The sequence below is a fragment of the Pseudochrobactrum sp. sp1633 genome (assembly GCF_030376605.1).
In the GTDB taxonomy this organism is placed as follows: Bacteria; Pseudomonadota; Alphaproteobacteria; order Rhizobiales; family Rhizobiaceae; genus Pseudochrobactrum.
Window position 1 is genome coordinate 206,949 of the sequence record NZ_JARRAE010000002.1, and the last position, 25,760, is coordinate 232,708.

Consider the following 25,760-nt stretch of genomic DNA (forward strand, 5'->3'; position numbering starts at 1 on the left):
TTTGCTGCTGATTTGCCATCCGTGAGGGTTTGAATGCCCTGAAACCGGAATTTGATGCTCGCTGGTGTTTAACCAGAGCATTTCAGCATCAATCTGTATGAGGGATATAATAATGCGATCAGTCAAAGAATCCAGAGTGAACACACCACGCTTTTGAGGCGAATCAAACTGATTCTTGCAACAAGCCAGTTGTTGATGAACCGGCGCGTGACGCAACGACACTATAATCATCAATGATTATTTCGTGCGGACGATTTACAAGATATATGTAATGTTGCTTTGGGAGATTTGATGATCGGTTATATCTCAGTTAATAACCGATCATAAGTCTAATGGCGCACCCGAAAGGATTCGAACCTCTGACCCCCAGATTCGTAGTCTGGTGCTCTATCCAGCTGAGCTACGGGTGCTTGCCCTAGAACCGCTCCGTTTCGGTGCGGTAAGCGCTCTCTAAAGGGTTCTCCGTGGCATTGCAAGGGCTTATGCAGAAAAACTTTCAGAAATTTGTATTTTTTTTGAAGCTTGGGGATAAATATAAGAAAACCACGCGGTTGCGTGGCTTTGTTATGCTTGGGTTCGGCTCTTCACCAAAATAATTAAGTGCTGCTATATCGTGTTGCGGTGAATTCGCTGTGAGGGATGAGGATAAACCGGCATATCGGGGAGACGAATCTCAAATAATGCGCCGTCTTTGTAATCTTCCCGCAATTCTATGGTTCCGCCATGAGCGCGAACCAGTTCCTGCGCAATGACCAGCCCCAAACCGGTGCCGTCGCTGCGTGTAGACCCGCGAAAAGCAGTGAAGAGATTGTCCCGCGCTTTCTTAGGCAGTCCCGGCCCTGTATCTGCAACCGCGATATAACAGTTGGTGCCTATCCGCCATGCGCTAATGGTCAGGCTTTTTTCTGTTTCCGGTGCCCTGGTGTGGGTGCTCATGGCCTGAATGGCATTGCGGCAGAGATTATTCAGCACCCGCAGCATCTGTTCTTTGTCGATATAGGCTTCAAAATCGACAGGGATCATATTGCGGAATGTAATCTGCACATCCGCCGGAATCACCAGCATATCTTCCACTTCATGCATGAGCGGACGCAACAGGCGTTGCTGGCGAACCGGTATGGCCTCTTGTGTGCGGCCGTAAGCAATGACTGTTTCAGAATAAGTGATGGCACGGTTCAGCGTGCGGATCAGTTTGGGTGAGAAGCGCTGGACAACCGGATCTTTCGTATCGGCAAGGCTGTCTGACATCAGCTGTGCCGAAGCCAGAATGTTGCGCATATCATGATTGATCTTGGATACGGCCAGACCCAAATCTGCCAGATGTTTGCGCTCATGAAACAAATGCTGAAGATGGGTTTGCATCTGTGCCAGCCGGTTCTGCGCGTAGCCGAGCTCATCTTTGCGGCAAGAGCCGTCAATAATCAGCGTCGGATCATCAGGCTTCTGGCCAAAGGCAAACATATTCTCATACATATGGCCGACAGGGCGCAGCAGCAGGCGGTGAATGATAAAGTAAATCAGAGCGGCAGCAATCAACGAGATCAGCAGGGAGACAGCGGCGATGATCCGTGAGTTTTTGATCAGCCTGTTATGCAAGGCCGTATCGCTCATCACAAACTCAACCGTGGTGCCGGTATAATCAGGCGGACCTGAAACCTTCATGATTTTGTTGCCGCCGCTTGTCAGGGTTTTCAAAGCTCCCCAGAAGTCACTCAGCGGTGTGGCCGTTGTCAGGTCAATATATTCGTCGATCTGCGCTGCTTCGGGCGAGGCGGCCAGTACACGGCCGTTATCGTTACGGGTCACTGTAATTGACTGCGCACCGGTTGATCGCAGAAGCTGATCCTGAATATGCAACTCCAGTGTCGTATCAGGATTTGCATCGAGCAATAACAGGCTGGATGTGGCAATCATGGTATGTTTTGCATTCAGCCACTGATTGCGCATATTCGCCAGTGAAGGTGCGAGAATAATGACCTCGGCGATCAAAACCGCCAGAATGGTCATCAGGAGTAATTTGCTGGATAGCCGGTGACGCAGGGGAATGTGCAGGTCATCCGGATCATCCGTGGCAAGTCTTGATCCGGAATCTGTGAAAACCGGCGGGATAGTCGTGCTCAAAGATGCATTGGCAGCAACGGCGGGCAGGGGTGTTTGTGGCGGTGTGCCGGAAGTTGTGTCAGCGGTTGTTGCCGCGACATCAGTTTGCTCCCGACCGCGCGTTTGTAATTCTTCCGCGCGTTTTTTCTCTGTCTCCGCAGAGGTCTTGCCGGCAGGCCTTTGAAAATCCTCATTTTTCATGAAGGTCATTTTATCCATCCGTCAGGCTAACCGGCCTTTTGCCGTTACCCTTATCCACCCACGGACCCGAAAAGGTCTCGGACTGCCAAATTACATGTATATGCCTGACCGCAAGCCCGTCCCCAAAGGCTAAAATCCTGCAATGTTTCAATATAAGAGCTTTAAGGCGAAATTTCAAATTTCCGTGTGTTTGTCATATTAATTATTTGTCTTGCTGATACGCGCCTCCAATGCCTATAAAACAAAAGTTTTTATTTTAACTTTTGTTTTGATTGTTTCAAATTCGCATGCTATATGCCGCATCACTAAAGATGATGAAACGGAGAGTGGCGATGGTACAGAGCGATCAGGATGCGAACCAGCCGGATATCAGCGGTGCGGCAGCCTTGCAGGATCTCTCGGTTCAGGAACGCGCCGTTCTTGATATGATTATTGCCAATCCTTTTGTCAGTCAGCAGCAGATTGCCGATGCGCTGAAGCTGGCACGTTCAACAGTTGCCGCGCATATTGTGCAGCTGACGCAGAAAGGCTTTGTGCTGGGGCGCGGTTATTATCTGCCTGCCACTAAACGGATTGTCTGCCTTGGCGGCGCGGTCTTTGATCGTAAATATCATGCCCATGCCCCGCTCATCAGCGAAACCTCCAATCCTGTGAGCGGCTATCGCAGTCATGGCGGCGTTGCCCGTAATGTGACGGAAAATCTGGTGCGCCTCGGCGTCAATACCGGCTTTGTTTCCATCCTCGGCGATGATGAAACCGGTCGTGCTATCTTGGATCATTTGCGTGTGCTCGGTGTTGATGTGAGCCGTGCAATTGTCACTACACAAGCGCCGACCGCTGAATATGCTGCAATTCTGGGGCCGGACAATGAGCTGGCACTTGGTATTGCCGATATGGGCATATTTGACCTGTTTAAACCGGAAATGCTGGAGACGATCTGGCCGCATCTGGCTTCCGCCGACTGGGTTTTTGCCGATTGCAATCTGCCGCAGGCAACGCTTGAATTGTTGCTGGCAAAGAAAACCGGCAGTCGTTTCCGCCTGGCAGTTGATACGGTGTCAGCGCCCAAAGCTCTGCGTCTGCCGCAAGATCTCAGCGGCGTTGACCTGCTGTTCCTCAATCTGGATGAGGCGCATAGTCTGCTGCGCCATCCGGCCGGCACGCCACGCCTGACTGCTGAACAGGCCATCGGCGCACTGCGTGAGCGCGGCGTAGCCAAAATTGTTATGACGATGGGCGCAGCAGGCGTTCATATCGGCGATGAAACCGGCATCCGGCATATTGCCAGTGTACCGGCGCAACCCGTGGACATTACCGGTGCGGGCGATGCTCTGATCTCAGGCACGCTTTATTGCCTGCTCAACCGGCAGGAACTGCCCGATGCAGTGCGCACCGGCACATTGCTTGCCACATTGACAACCGAAAGCGACGCAAGCGTCCATCCGTATTTGTCCGCGCATTTTCTCGAAGCGAACCTTCACCGCATTCGCAACTGATTACTCTCAATTAAACTCCCTCAGAAAGGCTGCTCCAGCTATGACCCGTTTGACTATGCATTTTAGCGCCGAAGTCCGCTCCGCCCTTGATAAGGGCGCACCAGTTGTTGCTCTTGAATCAACAATCATCACCCACGGCATGCCTTATCCGCAAAATCTGGAAATGGCGCGTAAGGTTGAAGCCGTTATCCGTGAAAACGGTGCGGTTCCTGCCACAATCGCTGTGCTGAAAGGCGAAATTCATGTTGGTCTCGGCGATGCTCAGCTGGAACAACTGGCGCAGACAACCGATGCGGTGAAAACATCGAGCCGTGATCTGGCCGCTGATATGGTGCAGGGACTGACTGCCGGTACCACTGTTTCGGCAACCATGCGTATTGCTGCGCTGGCCGGTATTGAAATTTTTGCAACCGGTGGCGTCGGTGGTGTGCATCGCGGTGCGGAAGACAGCTTCGATATTTCCGCCGACCTGAACGAGCTGGGAATGACCAACACTACTGTGGTTTGCGCCGGTGTGAAATCCATTCTCGATATTCCGAAAACCCTTGAATATCTTGAAACCCAGCGCGTGCCGATTATTGCGCATGGCAGCGATGATTTTCCGGCATTCTTCACCCGTTCGAGCGGTTGCAAAGCCGATCACCGCCTGAACAGCGCTGAAGAAATTGCGAAAGCAATGGCGCTGCATCATGCGCTTGGTTCCGGCACCGGTATTCTGATTGCCAATCCGATCCCTGAAGAAGATGCACTGACACCGGAATTCATTAACGGCACGATTGAAGCCGCTGTTAAGGAAGCTGCCGATCAGGGCGTTGGCGGTAAAGATGTGACACCGTTCCTGCTGGCGCGCATCAATGAATTGTCGGAAGGCCGCAGCCTGAAAGCCAATATTGCGCTGGTGCTGAATAACGCCAAGCTGGCAGCCCGTATGGCCGTTGCCTATAAGGCTCTCGTATAAGTCGCAGGCGTATCTTTTATGAAAACGGGCGGGAACATCATGTTTCCGCCCGTTTTACTTTGTCAGATGGTGGTCATATTTAAATATTATTAACCATATCACCTCATCTCAGGGCATGAGACGTGGTTCAAACAGGGCGGAATGCTGGTTTTACGGGCTTTCCGGCACTTTGCCGCAACAGGATTACAGAAATTTAATTAGACCTGCGGGCGCAGATTACGCATTTTAAAGGTCGAAGATAGCGGGCTTGCTTTTGCAGGCATCGAATTACGCTGCGGCAAGATCGGAATATGATGAAAAACTGGAAGCAGATTGCAGTTTGTGTGGTTGTGGCAGCTGCCGCCTTTGGCGGTTGGAGCTGGTATAATGCTGAACGCACCGAAACGCAGTCAACGGCAAGTGTGGCGCCATCTGCAGGGCAGAACAGCGGCGCGCGCAATGCACCACTGGTGGTGGTGAAGCCTGCTCAGAAGCAAGTCGTCAATGACAAGCTGAGTGCAATCGGTACTGGTGTGGCACTCAATACAGTTGCTGTTACGCCTTACACAAGCGGAACGATACGTCAGTTTCTGGTCGGTGCCGGTACTGTTGTGAAGAAAGATCAGGTCATTGCCGAGCTTGATGCGGAAAATGAGCAGATTGCCGTTGAAAAAGCGCAGGTGCTGCTGAAAGACGCAGAAATCACACAGCAGCGCATGGCAACTTTGCGCGCATCCAATACGGCTACGCAGGTGCAGGTGGTTGCCGCCGATCTGGCACTTGCTACTGCGAAACTGGCTGTAAAAGATGCGCAACTGGCACTGAGCCGCCGTTCGGTTACTGCGCCCATTGCCGGTATTGTTGGTATTTTGCCGGTGGATGCGGGGAATTATGTGACATCCTCCACAACCATTGCCACGATTGATGACCGCTCAAAGCTCTTGATTGATATCTGGGTGCCGGAGCGTTTTGCCCCGCAATTGCGCATCGGACAGGCTGTAACAGCTATGCCGACAGCCCTGCCGGGTAAGAGCTTTCAGGGGCAGGTCAGTGCTGTTGATAATATGATTGATCCGGCCAGCCGGACTTTGCGGGTGCGGGCGGAAATTACCAATCCGAGCGATGTGCTGCGCGCCGGTATGTCTTTCACCATCAGTATTCTCTTCCCTGGTGATCAGTATCTGGCGGTCGATCCGCTTTCTATACAGTGGGATGGCGACGGCTCTTATGTCTGGCGTATTACCAAAGACGGTAAGGTCGAGCGCGTAGCTGCACGGATTATCCAGCGCAATGCCAATGCGGTGCTGGTTGATGGCGCACTGACTGAGGGCGATACGATCGTCACCGAAGGTGTGCAGAATGTTCGTGAAGGCGGCAGCGTGACCATTAAGGGCGCGGGTAACACTGCCAGCCCGAAAGAACCGGCCACAGCTCAGGCAAATAGTAAGCAGGCGGGATGATGATGAATTCAGACAAGTCATCCACCGGTACAGACAAATCACCGGAACTGATCGAAGCGCAGGCCGAATCTAAGGTTGAGGCCGAGCCGCAGCATAATCCGCAGACCGGCGGCTTTACGGCGCTGTTCATCCGCCGTCCGGTTTTTGCTTTTGTGCTCAATGTGTTGATTGTAGTGGCAGGCCTTGCCGCTCTCACCGGCGTGGATATCCGCGAATTGCCGGACGTTGACCGGCCGGTGATTTCCATCAGCACGACTTTTGACGGTGCATCTGCAGAAACTGTTGACCGTGAGGTCACGCAGGTTCTGGAAAATGAAGTTGCCCGTGTCTCCGGTGTGAAGAATATTTCTTCAACCTCTTCCTTTGGCCGCAGCCGTGTAACGGTTGAGTTCAATGACGGCGTGGACATCAATGTTGCCGCCGCTGACATGCGTGACTCGATCTCGCGTGTGGCCAACCAGATGCCGGAAGAGGCCGATGCCTCCCGTATCATCAAGGCGGATTCCAATGCCGATGCGGTAATGCGTTTGGCAATCGCGTCTGAAACACTCAGCGTTGATGATATGACGGTGATTGTTGAGGATCAGATTGTCGATGTGCTTTCCGCCGTGCCCGGTGTGGCCGATGTGGAAACCTATGGTGACCGTGACAAGATTTTCCGTATTGATATTGATCATAAACGTCTTGCCAGCTACGGCCTGACCTTTGCCGATGTCAGCTCAGCGCTGGCTTCAATGGCGCTGGATCAGCCTGCCGGATCGCTGCGTAGTGCCTCGCAGGCGATTGTGGTGCGGGCAACGGCATCCGTGTCCTCACCGCAGGATTTCGAGAATATCATCATCAAGGGGCAGACCCGCATTCGCGATGTTGCCAATGTCACGCTGGGGCCGGATATTGAAAGCTCGGCAGTGCTCAACAATGGCCGCAACAGTATCGGCCTTGGTATTATCCGTCAGGCACAATCCAATACGCTGGATATTTCCGATGGTGTGCGCGCCGAAGTCGAACGCCTGAACAAGACATTGCCGCAAGGCATGACAATGCGTGTGACCAGTGATGATGCGAACTTCATCCGTGGCGCTATGCATGAGGTGGAAATCGCGCTGACTGCGGCGATCCTCATTGTTATTGCTGTCATCTATATGTTCCTGCGCGATATCCGTGCGACGCTGATCCCGACAGTTTCCATTCCGGTGGCGCTGGTCGGTACTGTTGCGGCGATTTATCTGGCAGGGTTTTCCATCAATATTCTGACACTTCTGGCGCTGGTTCTGGCGACCGGTCTGGTGGTGGATGACGCGATTGTGGTGCTGGAGAATATTGTCCGCCGTCGTGCAATGGGGCTGGGGCCGCGTGCGGCAGCGGTGCTCGGCACGAAGGAAGTGTTCTTTGCGGTTATCGCCACAACGCTGACACTGGTGGCCGTGTTTGTGCCGATCTCGTTTTTGCCCGGACAGGCAGGCGGCTTGTTCCGCGAGTTCGGTTTTGTGCTGGCAATTGCTGTTCTGCTGTCCTCCGTGGTGGCGCTAACACTGTGTCCGATGCTGGCCTCACGGTTTCTCACCGCTGAAGCTGTGGCACATGAAACCGGCGCAGATCAACCGCGCGGGTTTGTCTATCGTATCAGCACTTGGCTGGCCTCATTCTATCGCCGCAGTCTGCACTGGTGCCTTAACGCGCCGTGGATTGTGGTTGCGGCGGCTCTGGTCTTCGCCTTCTTCTCGTTAAGTGCCTATACGACTTTGCGTCAGGAACTGACCCCGAATGAGGATCGTTCGGCCGTTATGCTGCGTATTTCCGGGCCGCAAGGCATCAGTATCGACTTTTTGCGTTCGCAGCTTGAACAGATTGATGCGGCGCTCAAGCCGCTGCGGGATAGTGGTGAAATTGTAAATTCCTATGCCATTGCCGGTTCCGGTGGTGCATCCAATAACGGTTTTATGGTGCTGACACTGGCCGACTGGTCAGAGCGTGAGCGCAAACAGCAGGATATTGTTACCGATATCAACAAACGCCTGCGCCCCATCACCGGCGTGCGTGCTTTCACTTTGCAATCGAACAGTCTGGGTATCCGTGGTGCCGGTAACGGTCTGCAATTCACACTGGTCGGCAATGATTATGCGACGATCCAGCCGGTGAGCCGTGCACTGCTTGCAGAGATGGAAAAAGATCCGCGCTTCCAGCAACCGCGCCTGTCGGTGGATGCAACACAGCCGCAGCTCTCGGTGCAGATTGACCGTGAACGGGCATCGGATCTCGGCATTGATATTACCGGCCTTGCCAATGCGGTACAGTCGGTGCTCGATGGCCGCAAGATCGGCGCGGTTTATATCGGCGACCGCTCCTATGACGTGAAAATGATGGCAACCTCCAATCCGATCAATGATCCGACGGATTTGGAAAATGTTTTCATGCGCACCGGTGACGGGCGTTATGTCTCTATGGCAACGATTGCTTCGGTCCGCGAAATCGCGGTGCCGCCGCAGCTGGCGCGTGAACAGCGCCTGCGCTCCATTGCGATTACCTCAGGTCTGAGCAGTGATTTTGCTTTGGGCGATGCTTATAAGGTTGTGCAGGAACTGGCCGCGCCATTGCTGCCTGCCGGTGTGCAAATGGTGCCGCTGGCCGAAGCTGCAACGCTGGGTGAAACCTCAACTGGTCTGTTTCTGGTGTTCGGCTTTGCGGTGGTGATTATTCTGCTGGTTTTGGCTGCGCAGTTTGAAAGCTTCGTCAGTGCGCTGATCGTGATGGCGACAGTGCCGCTGGGGCTGGGTTGTGCGATTGTGGCGCTGATCCTCACCGGCACCAGTCTGAATGTTTATAGCCAGATCGGGTTGGTGCTGCTGGTCGGGATCATGGCGAAGAACGGTATTCTGATCGTGGAGTTTGCCGATCAGTTGCGCGACCGCGGCCTGTCTTTGCGGGAGGCCGTGGAAGAAGCATCGAATATCCGCCTACGCCCTGTCTGCATGACAATGATCTGTGCGGTGCTTGGCGGTATTCCGCTGGTCATCGCTTCCGGTGCCGGTGCAGAAGCCCGTATTGCGCTGGGCTGGATTATCGTCGGCGGTCTTGGTCTGGCAACCATTGCCACACTCTATGTGACACCGGTTGCCTATCTGCTGCTCGGCCGTTTCACCAAGCCGAAAAGCGATGAAGAAAAACGTCTGGATCGCGAGCTGGCTCATGCGGCCACGCTGGAAATGAAACCGGAATAAATGAAAACGGCGGGATAAATACTCGCCGTTTTTATAAGCTTTATATGTGATCACACACCAATCGGCATCAGCGCCGGATCACGTTCTACTTTGCGTGGTGCGACGACCTCTTTCCAGACAGACAAAGCCTGCTGTTGCGGTGTATTCGGCGCGCGTTCAATAAAGCGCCCGTCACCGGGCTCTGCCAGAATTTTTCCCTGCGCATAGGCAACGCGTCCGCCGCTGATAGTCATGCGTGGCAGGCCGGTGACTTTCATGCCTTCAAACACATTGTAGTCAATCGCCGAATGCTGATGTTTCGCCGAGATTGTCTTGGTTTCATTCGAATCCCAGATGATGAGGTCGGCATCCGAGCCTTCCAGCACCGCTCCTTTGCGCGGATAAATATTGAGAATTTTCGCCGCATTGGTAGAGGTAACAGCGACAAATTCATTTTCAGTCAGGCGACCGGTGCGCACGCCGGTCGTCCAGAGCACCGGCAAACGCTCTTCCAGTCCTGCTGTGCCATTCGGGATTTTGGTGAAATTACCAACGCCGTGGCGCTTCTGCTCGGTGGTGAAAGCGCAATGATCGGTGGCCACACATTGCAGACTACCGGCGCTCAAACCTGCCCATAGACTGTCCTGATTGATCTTGTCGCGAAACGGTGGTGACATCACGCGCCGCGCCGCATAGTCCCAGTTCTTATTCTGATATTCGCTTTCATCCAGTGTCAGATGCTGGATCAAGGGTTCACCATAAACGCGCATGCCTTTTTGGCGGGCACGGCGGATGGCTTCATGCGCCTGTTCGCAGGAAACATGCACCACATAGAGCGGCACGCCTGCCTGATCGGCAATCATGATAGCACGGTTGGTGGCTTCGCCTTCCACTTCCGGCGGGCGGGAATAGCTGTGCGCTTCAGGCCCTGTATTGCCTGCTGCCAGCAGATTTTGCTGTAATTGCGCGACAATATCACCGTTTTCGGCATGCACCAGCGGCATGGCACCGATTTCCGCACAACGGCGGAAGGAAGCAAACATCTCGTCATCATTGACCATCAATGCGCCTTTATAGGCCATGAAATGTTTGAATGTATTGACGCCGCGAGCCACCACTTCCGGCATTTCATTATAGCAGCGCTCACTCCAGCCGGTGACGGCCATGTGGAAGGAATAGTCGGTGCGTGCTTTGCCTGCTTTCTGAAACCAGTCCTGTAGGGCTTCCAGCAGATTGCCCTCCGGTGAGGGCAGCACAAAATCCACCACCATTGTGGTGCCGCCAGCCAGTGCCGCAGCGGTGCCGCTGTCAAAATCATCGGAACTATGGGTGCCCATAAACGGCATTTCCAGATGGGTGTGAGGATCAATGCCCCCCGGCATAATCAGGCAACCATAGGCATCAATTGTGGTGTCGCCCTGCAAATCATGGCCGATAGCGGCGATTTTGCCATCTGCAATCAGAATATCCGCATCGTAAGAGCGGTCTGCGGTAACGATTTTCCCGCCTTTAATCAGTGTTGTTTTCTTATCTGCCTGTGACTTAGTATGCGATCCGGAATATGACATTGTTCGTTTCCCCTTATGGTTTTTTGCGAACAGATGCGGATTAATCAGAAGGGTGAGGGCTCCGGCACAAATGACTTATGCCGGAGCAGATATTTATACGATTTCAGCGGTCTCCAATGCCGCATACAATAGCACATCCGCGCCATTGCCTGCCCATTCTTTGGTGATGTCTTCCGCCTCATTGTGGCTCAGACCATCAACACAAGGGCACATAATCATGGCCGACGGTGCGACCTGATTGATCCAGCAGGCATCATGACCGGCACCGGAAATAATATTGCGGTGTGAGAGGCCGAGACGCTCGGTTGCCTGACGAATGGTCGAGAGGCATGTTTCATCAAAGCTGATCGGATCAAACGCGCCGACCTCTTCAATCTGATAGGTCAGGCCGATTTTCTCACAGATTTCCACAACGGATTTCTCCAGTTTCTGAGCCATTTTGGCGAGTTCTGCTTTATCCGGATGGCGGAAGTCGGCGACAAAAACAGCAGTACCCGGAATAATGTTGCGCGAATTCGGGCTGATATGGGCATAGCCCACGGCACCCACGCCATTTGGTGCGTGTTCCCATGCAATCTCATCCACACGCTCGGTGATGCGCGCCATGCCAAGCCCTGCATTCACACGTTTGCGCATCGGTGTTGAGCCGGTATGGGCTTCTTTACCGGTCAGCGTAATTTGCAACCATTTCAGCCCCTGTCCGTGGGTGACAATGCCGATATCCAGACCTTCATCTTCCAGAATAGGCCCTTGTTCAATATGCAGCTCATAATAGGCTTTGATCGGGCGCTTAGTTGTCGGGATTGAACCTTCAAAGCCGATGCGTTTCAGCTCGTCGCCAACGGTTTTTCCTTCCGCATCCGTGCGGGATTTCGCCCACGCCTCATCAAAAAGACCGGCGAAGACGCCGGAGGCCAGCATCGCTGGCGCAAAACGCGCGCCCTCTTCATTGGTCCAGTTCACCACCTCAATCGGATGACGGGTTTTAATGCCGAGATCATTGAGGGTGCGCACCACTTCCAGCCCGCCGAGCACACCGAGCACACCGTCGAATTTACCGCCGGTCGGCTGTGTATCCAGATGGCTGCCGAGCATCACCGGCGGCAAGGACGGATCACTGCCCTCGCGGCGGGCAAACATATTGCCCATCGTGTCGATGCCCATAGTCATTCCGGCATCTTCGCACCATTTCTGAAAAAGCAGCCGACCTTCGCGGTCTTCATCGGTCAGGGTCTGGCGGTTATTTCCCGTTGAAATGCCAGGGCCGATTTTAGCCATATCCATCAGGCTGTCCCAGAGGCGGTCAGCATTGGTTTTGAGATTGCTGTTCAGATGCGTGTTCATGTCTGTTTCCGTATGCGGTCTGTATTGATCATGTCAGGTTCATAAAGGCACGGGGAGACGGCATGTGGATTTCCTCCTCATAAGCGCATGCTCCGAAAACCGTGACAGGTTCTCGTGTTCTGATGCGCGTTGTTTCAAAGCCGCAGAGTAAAAAGAGCCTTGATTGTTTCCCCAAAAAAACGTTGATTACAGCTCCGTTCTGTTGCGGAGTATTTTATGTGGCCAGCCAATCGCTTGCGCGAATAACCGGTTAGCGTATCATTCACTAAAATTCGCTCAGGACAAGAGAATATCAGCGACGGAATTTGCCTGTAACGCACACTATTTGCAGGCAGTATGAAAATGCGGGGAAGAGCAGCATGGTACGGAAATCTAAACCGGCTAAAGACATTTCCGTGATGCAGCAGGAACAGCCTGAAAGCCTGTCGCGTATTCAGGAGATGAACCGCAAGCTCATTCTTGAAGCCGCTCTGGATGTGTTCTCGACCTATGGTTTCCGTGGCTCCACCATAGACCAGATCGCGCTGAAATCCGGCATGTCGAAGCCTAATCTTTTGTATTATTTCCGCCGCAAGGAAGATATTTACAACACCGTTTTGCAGCAGACGATGGAAGAATGGCTGGCCTCGATGCAGGCCATTGACCCGCAGGGTGAGCCGCTGGAAGAGCTTGGCTCTTATATCCGAAATAAGATTGAAATGGCGTTCCGCAATCCTGCTGCTTCGCGCCTGTTCGCCAATGAAATCATGCATGGCGCACCGGCAATCGGCACTTTCCTGCAAGAGGATATGCGCGCACTGGTGGATGAAAAAGCGGCCATGATCGGGCAATGGATGGAGGAGGGCAGGCTGGCAAAGACTGATCCGCATCATCTGATTTTCACGATCTGGGCGACGACCCAGCATTATTCCGATTTTGAAACGCAGTTGCGTGCCGTGCTCGGTGAAAAATTTGATGCGCCGGATTGTTGTGAGAAAACGGTGCAGGCGGTCAGCGCCATTCTGCTCAACGGTATTCGTCCCCGTTAAGCAGGAAGGGGTTGAGCAGGGAAAGACAGCGGCAGAATATTCTCCGCCGCTCTCAGTTTTACGGGTTCTGATGACCGCCTGTCCTGTCACCGTTTACCGCTCCTATTCCGCAGCCTGTTTGTGTTTTGCCATCGGATTGTTCGGATGGGTCGTCCAGTTGGCATAATCAGGGCTGATCGGCTCTTTGGTGCGCGGATCAATACCGGAGACCTGCTCCATCGTGATACAATCCTGCACAGGGCAGACGCTCACGCAGAGATTGCAACCGACACATTCCTCATCAATCACCTCGAAATGGCGCACGCCGTCCACCATCGAAGTAATCGCCTGATGGGAGGTGTCCTCACAGGCAATGTGACAACGGCCGCATTTGATGCAGGCATCCTGATCGATCCGCGCTTTGGTGACATAATTAAGGTTGAGATATTGCCAGTCGGTGACCTGCGGGGTTGCACGGCCACGGAAATCATCCAGTGACTGATAGCCTTTGCTGTCCATCCAGTCGGAGAGACCGTCGATCATTTCCTGCACAACCTTGAAACCATAGGTCATGGCTGCCGTGCAGACCTGCACTGTGCCGCAACCGAGCGAGATATATTCCGCCGCATCGCGCCATGTGGTGATGCCGCCGATACCAGAAATCGGCAATCCGCGTGTTTCCGGATCGCGGGCAATTTCCGCCACCATATTGAGCGCAATCGGTTTGACCGCAGGGCCGCAATAGCCGCCATGCGAGCCGCGTCCGTCGATGCTCGGTTGTGGGGCAAAATTGTCGAGATCAATGGAAACAATGGAATTGATGGTATTGATGAGCGATACCGCATCGGTTCCGGCATTTTTAGCAGCCCGCGCTGGCATCCGGATATCGCTGATATTCGGGGTGAGCTTGGTGATAACCGGCATGCGGCTATATTGTTTGCACCATTTCACCACCATCGCCACATATTCCGGTACCTGACCGACAGCGGCGCCCATGCCGCGCTCGCTCATGCCGTGCGGACAGCCGAAATTCAGCTCAATACCGTCGGCACCGGTTTCTTCCACCCGTGGCAGAATGGCTTTCCATGCTTCTTCTTCGCAGGGCACCATGATGGAGGCGATCAGAGCACGATCTGGCCAGCGGCTTTTAACCTCTTTCATCTCGCGCAGGTTGATTTCCAGAGAGCGGTCGGTGATCAGCTCAATATTGTTGAAACCGAGCAATCTGCGATCAGCGCCCCAGATGGCGCCATAACGTGGGCCGTTGACATTGACGACCGGCGGGCCTTCCGCGCCCAGCGTTTTCCAGACAACGCCACCCCAACCGGCTTTGAAAGCACGCTCCACATTATAGGCTTTATCGGTTGGCGGGGCAGAAGCAAGCCAGAACGGATTAGGTGAACGGATTCCGAGAAAATTCGTGGTCAGATCAGCCATGTCAGTGATCCTTTGCCGAAGATGAGGTCGTGTGATTGTGAGCTGACGGTGCATGCGGATGGAGGCTCGGCAGATCTTTGCGATTGGCTGCCAGAACCGCTTCGGCAAAGCCGCTCACCGCTTCCGGCAATTGCATCAGATGCTGATGAATGGATTGCGCCGCGATCTTGCCATCCTGCACGGAGGCAACAGTGAGATCCTGACCGCCTGCCACACAGTCGCCGCCAGCCCAGATACCTTTGGCGCTGGTGCGGTTTTCTGTATCGACCTTGATGCGTCCGCCACTCATTTCTATGCCGCAGGTACCAAGGCCCTGACCATCGAGTTTTTGGCCGATGGCCTTGTAAATCTGGTCGGCGGGCAATGTGAGTGTAGCACCCGTTGCAACGAGTTTTCCGTCACGTTGCTCAGTGTGAGCAAAGCGGATGGCAACAGCCTGCCCCTGCTCGTTGAGCAGGATTTCTTCCGGTTGCAGGCAATCGCGGATCCCCACGCCTTCGGTCTGCGCCAGTTGCTGTTCATAGAGGCTGGCATTCATATGTTCGCGGTCACGGCGATAGGCCAGCGTCACATTCTCTGCGCCCAGCCGTTTGATCTGGATAGCAATATCAATTGCGGTCATGCCGCCGCCGATAACGACTATATTTTTGCCGATATTCTGGCGAGAAAGGTCGGAGCTTTGACGTAACTCAGCGATGGTGCGCACAGCATCCAACACGTTGTCGGCATCTTCACCGGCAATATGCAGCCGGTTTGTGCCGCCAAGGCCTAGCCCTAAAAATACCGCATTATAACCGGAGCGTAAGGCATCCAGCTGGATGTCTTTGCCGAGCGCTTTGCCGGTTTCAATAGTAATGCCGCCGATTTTTAGAATGAATTCCAGTTCACGGGCAGCAAAATTATCGACGCTCTTATAGGAGGCGATGCCATATTCATTGAGGCCGCCGCCTTTCGGGCGCGCTTCAAAAATCGTCACCGTATGGCCTTCGCGTGCCAGCGCATGGGCGCAGGCAAGACCGGCAGGGCCTGCACCGACAACAGCCACGCTTTTTCCCGTAACCGGCGCACGGGTGAAAGGATGGACGCCGCTTTCCATCAGATGATCGGTGGCATGCCGCTGCAATAGTCCGATGCGCACCGGTTTGCCTTCTGCGGTTTCACGCACGCAGGCTTCTTCACACAGGGTTTCAGTCGGGCAGACACGGGCGCACATACCGCCGAGAATATTCTCGCTCAGAATGGTGCGCGCTGCGCCTTGCGGATTACCGCCTGCGATCTGGCGGATGAATTGCGGGATATCAATATGGGTCGGGCAGGCCGTCATACATGGCGCATCATAGCAGAAATAGCAGCGGTCGGCCTCTACCAGTGCCTCATGCTTGTCGAGCGGCGGATGTAGGTCGGCAAACACATCCTGATAATTATCGAGACGGTTCGGTCGGATATCTGCTGCTGTATTGTTGTGCCTGTCATGCGAATGCTGGTCACTCATGCTCCTGTCACTCCTCCCGGCATAGTCGCAGTTTAAACTAGCGGTCATGCACTTATAATAAATGTCAGAGGTGCCGGATGGCTGCTTGCGCTGACGCACTGGGCAAAATCCGGTTATGCAAATGCTGTCTCAGAACGCATAGTGATGCGCGTCCCGCAGTGGTTCATTGCTGCATGGTGGGGAAGCGGCGTGGTTCCCTTATTGAACGCCGGTTCCGCAATCTGTCAGAGCCGAGCACTTTTTGGTGTGTGTGCTTTTTGCTTCTGTACACTCAGCATGACAGATTTTTGCGGAAGGTCAAATTTTTTATCATATGGTCAAATATGACAATTATACTCATGAAATAGCGCTGATTTATACGGTTTTCTGACGCACGCTTTGCGCTGCGGCTTCGCCGATATTGGCGAAAAACCGGTCAGCAATTTTGCGTGCTGCATTGCCTAGCAGTTTGGTGCCGAGTTGGGCAATTTTGCCGCCTGCATCACCATTGATGGTATAGCGCAGAATGGTCACATCAGGGCTTTCTTCGATTAGTTCCACGTCGGCACTGCCTGCTGCAAAACCGGCCAGCGAGCCCTGACCTTCACCGCTGATCGTATAGGAAAAAGGCGGGTTGAGATTGGAGAGGATCAGCAAGCCGTGAAAGCGGATTTTGATGAGGCTGAGATTAACAAGAATGGCCGCCTGAATGTCGGTTTCCGAGAGCCGCTCCAGTGTTTCGCAACCCGGAATACAGGGCTTGAGAACGTCTACATCATTCATCGCATCCCATACAGCCTGTCTTGGTGCCTGAATGCGTTCTTCACCGGTCAGATCCATATCCATCCTTTAAAACTTATGTAGTGCAGAATATTTTTAACCCGCTATCTTGTTAATGATATCGGTTTCAATCACAAGAAAACAACGTCTGAATTTTGTTTTTATTTATCATACCCTTAAAACACTTCAATCGGTTCATATTTAAAGTGTTATAGGTTTTATTTGAGAAGCAGTTATTCTTTATTCGGGAGTGGTTGGCATGGCAGGAAATGAAGCGGCAATTGCGGCAGGTATTGCTGCGCTGAAAGCACATTGGCAGACAGCTGCGCAGCAGCAAAATATGCGTACAGCCTTTGCCGCAGATCCGCAGCGTTTTGCCCGCTATTCCCTGAAACTGGATGATTTGCTGCTCGACTGGTCGAAGTGTCGTGTCAATGATGAGACTATGGCGCTGCTGAAAAATCTGGCTGTGGCCTGCGATGTTGAAGGCCAGCGCAATGCCATGTTTGCCGGAGAGCCGATCAATACCACGGAAAACCGTGCGGTATTGCATGTGGCGCTGCGGACAAAGCAGGATGATGTGATTATAACAGACGGTGAAAATGTCGTGCCGCAGGTGCAGGATGTGCTGCACCGTATGGGCCTTTTTAGCGAGGCAATCCGTGCCGGTGAACTGGCGGGTGCAACAGGACGCACAATCACTGATGTGGTGAATATCGGGATCGGCGGTTCAGACCTCGGGCCGGTGATGGCAACGCTCGCACTGACGCCGTATCATGACGGGCCGAATACCCATTTCGTTTCCAATATTGATCCGGCGCATATTGCCGATACGCTGCGCGATCTTGATCCGGAAACCACGCTGGTCATCATCGCTTCCAAAACTTTCACGACGATTGAAACCATGACCAATGCGAAAACTGCCCGCAAATGGGTGGCAGATGCTCTGGGCGAAAAAGCTGTTGGCGCGCATTTTGCCGCCGTTTCGACAGCGCTGGATAAGGTTGCTGCCTTCGGTATTCAACCGGAGCGGGTGTTCGGTTTCTGGGACTGGGTTGGCGGGCGCTATTCCGTGTGGTCGTCCATCGGTCTGCCGGTGATGCTGGCGATTGGTGCGCATAGGTTTCAAGAATTTCTAGCCGGTGCCCATGCAATGGACGAGCATTTCCGCACCGCGCCGTTTGAGCAGAATCTGCCGATGATGCTGGGCATGATCGGCTATTGGCATCGTGAAATCTGCGGCTTTGGCAGCCGCGCAATTATCCCATACGATCAGCATCTGGCGCGTTTACCTGCCTATTTGCAGCAGCTGGATATGGAATCCAACGGCAAGAGTGTGAAGCGTGACGGTACGCCGGTTTCCGGTGTCACCGGCCCTGTGGTCTGGGGCGAACCCGGCACCAACGGGCAACATGCTTTCTTCCAGCTTTTGCATCAGGGAACCGATACAATCCCACTGGAATTTATGATCGCAGTGCATACGCATGAGCCGGAATTGCTGGAACAGCATCAGATGTTGCTGGCCAATTGTTTTGCCCAGAGCGAGGCTTTGATGAAAGGCCGCACACTGGAAGAGGCGCAGACGCAGTTGCGCGCGCGCAAATTGCCGGAAGCAGAAGTGGAGCGCATTGCCCCGCATCGTGTTTTCTCCGGCAATCGCCCGTCGGTCACTATTCTCTATGACAAGCTGACACCTTTTGCCCTTGGGCGTCTGATCGCGCTTTATGAACACCGTGTTTTTGTTGAAGCACAGCTCTTTGGTATCAATGCGTTTGACCAGTGGGGTGTTGAGCTTGGCAAAGAACTGGCAACAGAATTGCTGGATGTCGTTACAGGGCAACAAAGTGCCGGTAATCGTGATGTCTCAACGCAAGGTCTGATTGCGCATGTGCATCAGGCATCACAGATGTAAAAACCTGATCCTCATACACTGAAAAATTATTCGTCGAGACGTGACAATCATTCGTTTTTCGTGTTTGTTGATAATGGTTTATGGAGTAACCGCCGGAATAAGGTGATTGAAAATCCTGTCCGGCGGTCAATGGGTGGAAGACATTATGAAAACTGATCGGATACAGTTTGCCGGTGATGTGCCGGGCATTCAGGTCGAATTGCGTGTGCTGCGTTTTGAAGGCACAGATACAAGCGCGCCGACAGCTTATTTGCAGTCATCATTGCATGGCGCTGAATTGCCAGGGCAGGCTGCGCTGCATTTCCTGATTCCGATGCTGCGCAAAGCGGCAGATGAAGGCCGCATCAAAGGCGATATCACAATTGTGCCGCAGGCCAATCCAGTGGCTTCCAATCAGTGGCAGAGCCATCAGCATCTTGGCCGTTTTGATTTCTTCTCTGGTGTGAATTTCAATCGTAATTTCCCGCTTCTGGAGAATTTTGACACCTCTGCACTGCCACAGCCTGATGCACCGATTTCGCTTGATAAACGCATCAAGGCCATGCTTGTCCGCATGGCGCTGAAACATGAGATTGTGCTTGATCTGCATTGCGATGATGAGAGCGAAAACTATCTCTATGTGCATGAGAATTATGCGGAAGATCTGCGTGATCTGGCAACGGCACTGCGCTCGACCGCTATTCTCGCGGGCGATTCAACTGTCAGCGCGGCTTTTGAAGAGGCCTGCGTTAATCCGCTTTTGCATATGAAGGAGGGCGAGCGCGATATGCGCCGTCGCGCGGTCACAACTGTTGAGTTCCGTGGTCTCAATGATGTTGATCCGGCCACAGGTCTGGCTGATGCGGAAGGGCTCTATCGTTTCCTCGTGCATCGCGGCGTGGTGGAAGATGCATCCAGCCAGCTTGGCGAAGCATTTAACGGCCCGATTGCACCGTTCTCTCGTGTAGAGATTCTCCGTGCCCCGCAGGGCGGCATGGTGCTGTATCATGTGGCGCTGGGTGAGATTGTCAAAAAAGGCGATCTGCTGGCAACGATTGTAACCGTACCGGGTGAGCCTGAGCATGATATCAAGCTCTGCGCGCCGCAGGCCGGTCGCGTTTTAACCTATCGCAGCCTGCGCTATCTGCGCCGTGGCGATGATGTGATGAAGCTGATCGGTGATGAACCATCGGCGCAGGCAAAACCTGCGGGCTCGCTGGAGGCATAATGTCAGAAACTGTAGCAGTGCCGTCCGGCTCTAAAAAGATGATCCGTGCCATTCTTTTCGACAAGGATGGCACGCTGGTTGATTTTAACAGGACCTGGTATTCCATCTCCTGTGAACTGGCCAGACGCTCTGCTGCCGGTGATGATGTGCTGGCACAATCCTTGCTGAATGCCGGTGGTTATGATGCTGAGGCGGAAAAATTCCGCGCCAACTCAGTCATCGCGGCCGGTACGGTTGAGGATATTGTCGCGCTCTGGCATCCGCAGGATACAGACGAGCAACGCCGTGCACGCGTGGCTGAATATGACACTTACGGTGTTGAAGAGGGCGCAAAGCAGGCGGTTGCCGTTGAGGCGCTGAGCCAGACCTTGCAGGCGCTGAAAGATGCCGGTTTTGTCCTTGGCATTGCTACCAATGACTCCGAGGCCGGTGCGCGGGCAACGGCTGCAGCGCTTGGCATCAGTGATCTGTTCTCCGGCTTCATCGGCTATGATACGGCAGCGCGTGCTAAGCCTTATGCCGATCCGCTGCTGCATTTTGCGGCAGAAGTCGGTGTGGCACCGGAGCAGGTGGCGATGGTTGGCGACAATCCGCATGATATGGAATGCGCCAGAGCGGCCAAAGCGGGTCTCGCTGTTGGCGTGCTGACGGGCAATAGTCCGCGTGAAGTGCTTGAACCGCTGGCCGATATTGTGCTGCCGTCTATTGCGGATTTGCCGGACTATCTGGCCGGAAAGTAATTTCTGTTTTTATTAAAATTAAAGGCCGGTGTTTTGCACCGGCCTTTAATTGTTTTTAGCGCAATTCGCGGCGCAGGATTTTACCGACATTGCTTTTCGGCAGGCTGTCGCGGAATTCAATCATGCGTGGGCGTTTATAATTGGTCAGCCGTTCTGCACAGAAAGCTTTCAGTGCCTCCTCGGTCAGTTCGGGGTCGCGCCGCACGACAAAGAGTTTCACCACTTCGCCGGAATGTTCATTGGCAATGCCGATAGCGGCTGCTTCGACAACGCCGGGATGTTCCGCAGCCACTTCCTCAATCTCATTTGGATAGACATTGAAGCCGGAGACAAGGATCATATCCTTTTTGCGGTCGACAATCTTGGTGAAACCAGCTTCATTCATGAAACCCATGTCGCCGGTACGGAAGAAACCATCGGCAAAAATTGCCTTGGCTGTTTCATCCTGCCGGTTCCAATAGCCTTTCATGACTTGCGGGCCGCGCACGCAGACCTCACCGACTTCGCCCAATGGCACGTCATTGCCGTCATCATCGCGGATAGCAACATCGGAACCCGGTACCGGCAGACCGATTGTGCCGGAAAACTCCGTGGCATCGAGCACATTGGCTGTGGCAACCGGCGAGGTTTCAGAAAGGCCATAGCCTTCCGTAATCAGGCAACCGGTCATTTTCTCCCAGCGCTCGGCAACAGGACGTTGTACTGCCATGCCGCCGCCAAGTGTGAGGATCAGCGGTTTGAAATCCAGCCTGCGGAAATCCGCATTCTCCATCAGGGCATTGAACAGGGTGTTCAGACCCGGAAAAATATGGAACGGCGCTTTTTGCAACTCTTTCACAAAAGCCGGAATATCACGCGGATTAGGAATCAGCACATTGCGCGCGCCCTGCTGAATGCCCATCATTGCATTCACGGTGAGTGCAAAAATATGATAGAGCGGCAAGGCGCAGATATAGCTGATATTTTCCGGCCGTCCTTTGCGCCGGAAGGCAACATCCAGCCACAGCCGCATCTGCTCCACATTAGCGAGGATATTGCTTTGCATCAGCATGGCACCTTTGGAAATACCGGTGGTGCCGCCTGTATATTGCAGAAAAGCCAAATCATCCGGCGCGATGCTGACCGGCTTTAAAGTCTGTTTTGCACCGGAGGCGAGAACAGATTTGAAGCTGTTATGTGCCGGAATGTTCCATGCAGGCACCATTTTCTTGACGCGCCGCACGACGAAATTGATCAGCGCACCCTTCAGGCCATGCATATCGCCCATAGAGGCGACAATCACATGCTTGACCGGTGAGTTGGCCAGCACTTTCTCGAGTGTATGGGCAAAATTCTCAAGAATGATGATCGCTTTGGCACCGGCATCACTGAGCTGATGTTCCAGCTCGCGCGGGGTGTAAAGCGGGTTCACATTCACAACAACAAGGCCTGCGCGCAAAATAGCAGTAATCGCAATCGGATATTGCAGCACATTCGGCATCATCACGGCCACGCGGTCGCCTTTGACCAGCCCGCGTGATTGCAGCCATGCAGCAAGTGCCTCGGATTTTTCATCCAACTCTTTATAGGACAGCGATTTGTCCATGCAGGTGAAAGCAGGGCGGTCACCGTATTTTTTGCAGGATGTCAGGATCAGATCGGCAATCGACTGATAGGGTGATGGTTCCAGCTGATGCGCCACGCCTTGTGGATAGCTGTTGAGCCACGGCTTTGCGTCATAAGGGCTGGAACGGACGGCGGCTTTTTGCGCCGCAGGAGCCGTTTTTTTGGAAGATGCAGCGGTCACTGCCACGTCATCAGATTTTTTTTCAACGACGGCCGGTTTGGTTGCTGCGGCTTTGGTTGTCACTTTTTTTGGAGTGGTTTTCGCCGCTGCTTTGCTCTCCGTTGCCGGTTTGGCCGGAGCTTTTACCTTGGTGGTGTTTGCAGCCGCGTCTGCTTTTTTGGCCGCAGTCTTTGGCGCGGCTTTTACTGGCGCTGCTTTTGTCGCTGTTGTTTTTTTAGCTGCGGTTTCTTTGACCGGTTTCACTTCGGCTGATTTTGCAGCAGTAGTTCCGGCTTTCTTTGCAGTGCTTTTGGTTGCACCGGCTTTGGCATTCCCATCACTCGAACGTGTCATTCTGCCTCCCAGAATTCCTGTTGTGTCGGCATATGCCCCCGGAGAATAATCCGGTGTTCCGGCTCTCCTCGCTGTAACCGGGCTGCCAACAACTTAACCAAGATTATGCCGAGATCAATATCCGGACATAAACTTTCCATTGACGTAAACGTAAATTCTTTATCAGGCAATATGCCTGACAACACTATCCGTTTTGAATATCGGATTGGCAGACAATTTTTCGTCACTACGGACATAGTGTGCTGAGCGCAATAAAATTTCTGCGGACGAGGCTTTTCGAAATGGTAATCTCATAAATCTCTCATAAATAAACAAAAAACTGAAGTTAATAGCAGTGTTATAAAATTATGTGTCTTTTGATGCGCCGCGTAAGCTTTATGCTCTGAAAAGTAGATTCCAAAGACAGATATCACCTGATTGCTGAGTGATTTCGGGCATCACGCAGCTATTATGATCTGTATAGGAGCCAATCGCAATGCGCTTTCCGGCAGCTTTCCCATCTGTTTTACAATTGATCGGCCGTACGCCTCTGGTTGAATTGCACGGCTTTGAAACAGGCCAATGCCGCCTGTTTGCGAAACTGGAAAGCCAGAACCCGTCCGGCTCTATCAAAGACAGAGTGGCATTAAGTCTTATCTCAGCGGCAGAACAGTCCGGTCAGTTGCGGCCGGGTGGTACGATTGTGGAGGCCACGGCCGGAAACACAGGGCTTGGTCTGGCGCAGGTTGCGGCTTTGCGCGGATACCGGTTGATTTTGGTTGTTCCTGATAAAATGGCTAAAGAAAAACTGCGCCATTTACGGGCTCTTGGTGCTGATGTGCGGCTTACGCGCTCGGATGTGGGCAAAGATCATCCGGAACATTATCAAAATCTGGCGCGGCGCATTGCAGAAGAAACTCCGGATGCGTTTTTTGCCGATCAGTTTTCAAATCCTGCCAATCCGCTGACCCATGAAACAACAACGGGACCGGAAATCTGGGAGCAGACAGGTCATCAGGTTGATGCAGTGGTTGTTGGTGTTGGTTCCGGCGGTACTTTGACTGGGTTGGGACGCTATTTCCGTGTTGCTGCACCGGACACACAGATTATTCTCGCCGATCCGGAAGGTTCGGTTCTCGCGCCGTTTATCGGGACGGGGCGGGTGGGTGATGCCGGGCAATGGTCGGTTGAAGGTATTGGCGGCGATCATATTCCTGAGAATGCCGATCTCTCTTTTGTTGCTCGCGCCTATACAATATCCGACCGGCAATCGATGCAGGCCGCGCGCGATTTATTATTGCGTGAAGGCATACTTGCGGGGGCATCATCAGGTACTTTGCTGGCGGCTGCACTGCAATATTGCCGTGAGCAAACGGAACCGAAAATTGTGGTGACGCTGATCTGTGATAGCGGCTCTCAATATTTGTCGAAAATGTTTGATGATAACTGGCTGCGTGACCGGCATCTGAGCGAGCGCATCGTGCATGGCAATCTGGAAGATCTGATCTCGCGGCGTCATCAGGATGGTGCGGTTGAGGTGACAGTGCCGGATGAAAACCTACTGGAGGCCTACGGGCGGATGCGGCGCAATGATGTATCGCAACTGCCGGTGTTGGATGGTGGCCGGCTGGTCGGAATTATTGATGAAAGCGATATTCTGAAAGCAGTGGAGGGGCCGTCTGAGGGGCGCTGGTCGCGCTTTGCAGCGGCGGTATCAACGGCCATGAGCCCGCAACCGCGTGTTTTGCAGGTGAATGCGCCGCTCAGCGCATTGCAGAGCTTTTTTGATCGTGATGAAGTGGCGCTGATTGTCGAGGGTGCTGAATTTATCGGGCTTATCACCCGCATCGATATGATCAATCATTTGCGTTATGCGGATCGTAATGGCGGGGAGGGCTGAAAACACTCTGCAACCGGCGTATCCTATGCAGGTCGTTTGGTGCATATAAAAAAACGGGCATATGCTGCAAGGCGCATATGCCCGTTTCAGTCTTTTCCGTGCAGTCTCAGCTTAAATGCAGGCCGCACAATTGTATCTGAAGGATACACGGGGCACATATAGGCTGGTCTTTATTAGCCGTTATTATGCAGAACTGACTGCCGGAAATGAATATTATGTATTCCCTCTGCTTTGATGTTTTTTAAAGTATATCAGCCGATGACTGCAATCAGACTTGTTGCGATTGCCCAGACGATAAATGCAGCAGGAACAGCCAGACCGGCCAGAAAAATCCCTAAGAAAACAAATGCTGCATCATTCGTGCTGTTTCGCGTGTGATCGGCAGGCTTTTGCCATTGAGCAGGTACACCATCATACATTGCCGGTCTCCTCCGATATGTCTTGATGGGTTTATTATGATCCGAATGAGAAATACTGCAATACTGAATATAAATAGATTTGAATTACACGAAAATGATGGTATTAGCTGTTTCGCTGGCCTTTTATATGTGAATTTTATTGATTTATCCGTGTTTGTAGATCTGCGTTTTGAGAGTTAACTGTATGATTTTAATAAATTTTACTTTTATACTGTAATTTATGAAGTATCTGTAATTTCAATAATTGCTGAATGTTTTGTTAAGTATGTGATTTCAGAACGAATAAACCTTCCGGAACGCGCATATTTTTTAGCAAACAGGTGCTGATTTGAGTCGGGTAAAACGAAGCGCTTTGCGCCTGTACTTCAGAGCATTTCGCATCCAAGGATTTCAGTTGTAGCGCGTGATAATGCAGTCACTCAAACAATCCGGACGGGCATAGCAATTGAATTTTGCGCGCGTGCACTACCTTCAAGAGCGATGCGC

General features: G+C 52.9%; 17 protein-coding genes and 1 tRNA gene. 9 read left to right on the forward strand and 9 right to left on the reverse strand.

Annotated features, from left to right (window positions below):
* Window positions 1-333: 333 nt before the first annotated feature.
* Window positions 334-410, reverse strand: a tRNA-Arg gene (locus tag P8H26_RS03070).
* Between the two features lie 196 nt (window positions 411-606).
* Window positions 607-2,310 carry a HAMP domain-containing sensor histidine kinase gene (locus tag P8H26_RS03075; protein WP_289631381.1) on the reverse strand — a complete coding sequence of 568 codons (1,704 nt, stop codon included), beginning with the start codon at window positions 2,308-2,310 and terminating at the stop codon, window positions 607-609.
* 302 nt (window positions 2,311-2,612) lie between these two features.
* Here P8H26_RS03075 and P8H26_RS03080 point away from each other — a divergent pair, with 302 nt between their 5' ends.
* The 4 genes from P8H26_RS03080 (at window position 2,613) to P8H26_RS03095 (ending at window position 9,412) form a co-directional block, all read left to right on the forward strand.
* Complete coding sequence (locus tag P8H26_RS03080) at window positions 2,613-3,797, forward strand: carbohydrate kinase (RefSeq protein WP_289631382.1); 1,185 nt, start codon at window positions 2,613-2,615, stop codon at window positions 3,795-3,797.
* 40 nt (window positions 3,798-3,837) lie between these two features.
* Window positions 3,838-4,755, forward strand: a complete 918-nt coding sequence (locus tag P8H26_RS03085) for a pseudouridine-5'-phosphate glycosidase (RefSeq protein WP_289631383.1) — start codon at window positions 3,838-3,840, stop codon at window positions 4,753-4,755.
* A gap of 293 nt (window positions 4,756-5,048) precedes the next feature.
* Window positions 5,049-6,194 carry an efflux RND transporter periplasmic adaptor subunit gene (locus P8H26_RS03090; protein WP_289631546.1) on the forward strand — a complete coding sequence of 382 codons (1,146 nt, stop codon included), beginning with the start codon at window positions 5,049-5,051 and terminating at the stop codon, window positions 6,192-6,194.
* A complete protein-coding gene (locus P8H26_RS03095; protein ID WP_289631384.1) occupies window positions 6,191-9,412 on the forward strand; it encodes an efflux RND transporter permease subunit in 3,222 nt (1,073 codons plus the stop codon). Before P8H26_RS03090 ends, P8H26_RS03095 begins: the two co-directional genes overlap by 4 nt.
* Before the next feature lie 50 nt (window positions 9,413-9,462).
* Here P8H26_RS03095 and hydA read toward each other — a convergent pair whose 3' ends face one another.
* Both hydA and P8H26_RS03105 read right to left on the reverse strand, forming a co-directional pair.
* Complete coding sequence (hydA, locus tag P8H26_RS03100; protein ID WP_289631385.1) at window positions 9,463-10,959, reverse strand: dihydropyrimidinase; 1,497 nt, start codon at window positions 10,957-10,959, stop codon at window positions 9,463-9,465.
* Between the two features lie 93 nt (window positions 10,960-11,052).
* Window positions 11,053-12,303 carry a Zn-dependent hydrolase gene (locus P8H26_RS03105; protein WP_289631386.1) on the reverse strand — a complete coding sequence of 417 codons (1,251 nt, stop codon included), beginning with the start codon at window positions 12,301-12,303 and terminating at the stop codon, window positions 11,053-11,055.
* Between the two features lie 359 nt (window positions 12,304-12,662).
* On the opposite strand from P8H26_RS03105, the gene P8H26_RS03110 reads away from it, so the two are divergent.
* Window positions 12,663-13,331 carry a TetR family transcriptional regulator C-terminal domain-containing protein gene (locus P8H26_RS03110; protein WP_374708208.1) on the forward strand — a complete coding sequence of 223 codons (669 nt, stop codon included), beginning with the start codon at window positions 12,663-12,665 and terminating at the stop codon, window positions 13,329-13,331.
* 102 nt (window positions 13,332-13,433) lie between these two features.
* Here the strand turns inward: P8H26_RS03110 and preA are convergent, their stop codons facing one another.
* The 3 genes from preA to P8H26_RS03125 all read right to left on the reverse strand — a co-directional run bounded on the left by preA (window position 13,434) and on the right by P8H26_RS03125 (window position 17,058).
* Window positions 13,434-14,747, reverse strand: coding sequence for an NAD-dependent dihydropyrimidine dehydrogenase subunit PreA (gene preA, locus P8H26_RS03115; protein ID WP_075654127.1), 1,314 nt, complete (start codon window positions 14,745-14,747; stop codon window positions 13,434-13,436).
* A 1-nt stretch (window position 14,748) separates the two neighbouring features.
* On the reverse strand, window positions 14,749-16,239 hold the full coding sequence (locus P8H26_RS03120) for an NAD(P)-dependent oxidoreductase (RefSeq protein ID WP_289631387.1): 1,491 nt from the start codon (window positions 16,237-16,239) through the stop codon (window positions 14,749-14,751).
* A gap of 354 nt (window positions 16,240-16,593) precedes the next feature.
* A complete protein-coding gene (locus P8H26_RS03125) occupies window positions 16,594-17,058 on the reverse strand; it encodes a CoxG family protein (protein ID WP_289631388.1) in 465 nt (154 codons plus the stop codon).
* Window positions 17,059-17,257: 199 nt separating this feature from the next.
* Between P8H26_RS03125 and pgi the strand changes: the two genes are divergently transcribed.
* From pgi to P8H26_RS03140, 3 genes are all read left to right on the forward strand, one after another.
* Complete coding sequence (pgi, locus tag P8H26_RS03130; RefSeq protein WP_289631389.1) at window positions 17,258-18,910, forward strand: glucose-6-phosphate isomerase; 1,653 nt, start codon at window positions 17,258-17,260, stop codon at window positions 18,908-18,910.
* Between the two features lie 145 nt (window positions 18,911-19,055).
* Window positions 19,056-20,117 (forward strand): succinylglutamate desuccinylase/aspartoacylase family protein, encoded by a 1,062-nt coding sequence (locus P8H26_RS03135; RefSeq protein WP_289631548.1) that lies wholly within the window; start codon window positions 19,056-19,058, stop codon window positions 20,115-20,117.
* Window positions 20,117-20,857: an HAD family hydrolase gene (locus tag P8H26_RS03140; RefSeq protein ID WP_289631390.1), complete on the forward strand. Its 741-nt coding sequence runs from the start codon at window positions 20,117-20,119 to the stop codon at window positions 20,855-20,857. Before P8H26_RS03135 ends, P8H26_RS03140 begins: the two co-directional genes overlap by 1 nt.
* 55 nt (window positions 20,858-20,912) lie before the next feature.
* On the opposite strand, the gene P8H26_RS03145 is transcribed toward P8H26_RS03140, so the two are convergent.
* Window positions 20,913-22,976 carry a long-chain-fatty-acid--CoA ligase gene (locus P8H26_RS03145; protein WP_289631391.1) on the reverse strand — a complete coding sequence of 688 codons (2,064 nt, stop codon included), beginning with the start codon at window positions 22,974-22,976 and terminating at the stop codon, window positions 20,913-20,915.
* A gap of 475 nt (window positions 22,977-23,451) precedes the next feature.
* Here P8H26_RS03145 and P8H26_RS03150 point away from each other — a divergent pair, with 475 nt between their 5' ends.
* Entirely contained in the window at window positions 23,452-24,855 is a 1,404-nt protein-coding gene (locus P8H26_RS03150) for a cystathionine beta-synthase (RefSeq protein WP_289631392.1), read from the forward strand.
* Window positions 24,856-25,106: 251 nt separating this feature from the next.
* On the opposite strand, the gene P8H26_RS03155 is transcribed toward P8H26_RS03150, so the two are convergent.
* Window positions 25,107-25,274, reverse strand: a complete 168-nt coding sequence (locus tag P8H26_RS03155) for a hypothetical protein (protein WP_289631393.1) — start codon at window positions 25,272-25,274, stop codon at window positions 25,107-25,109.
* Window positions 25,275-25,760 lie beyond the last annotated feature (486 nt).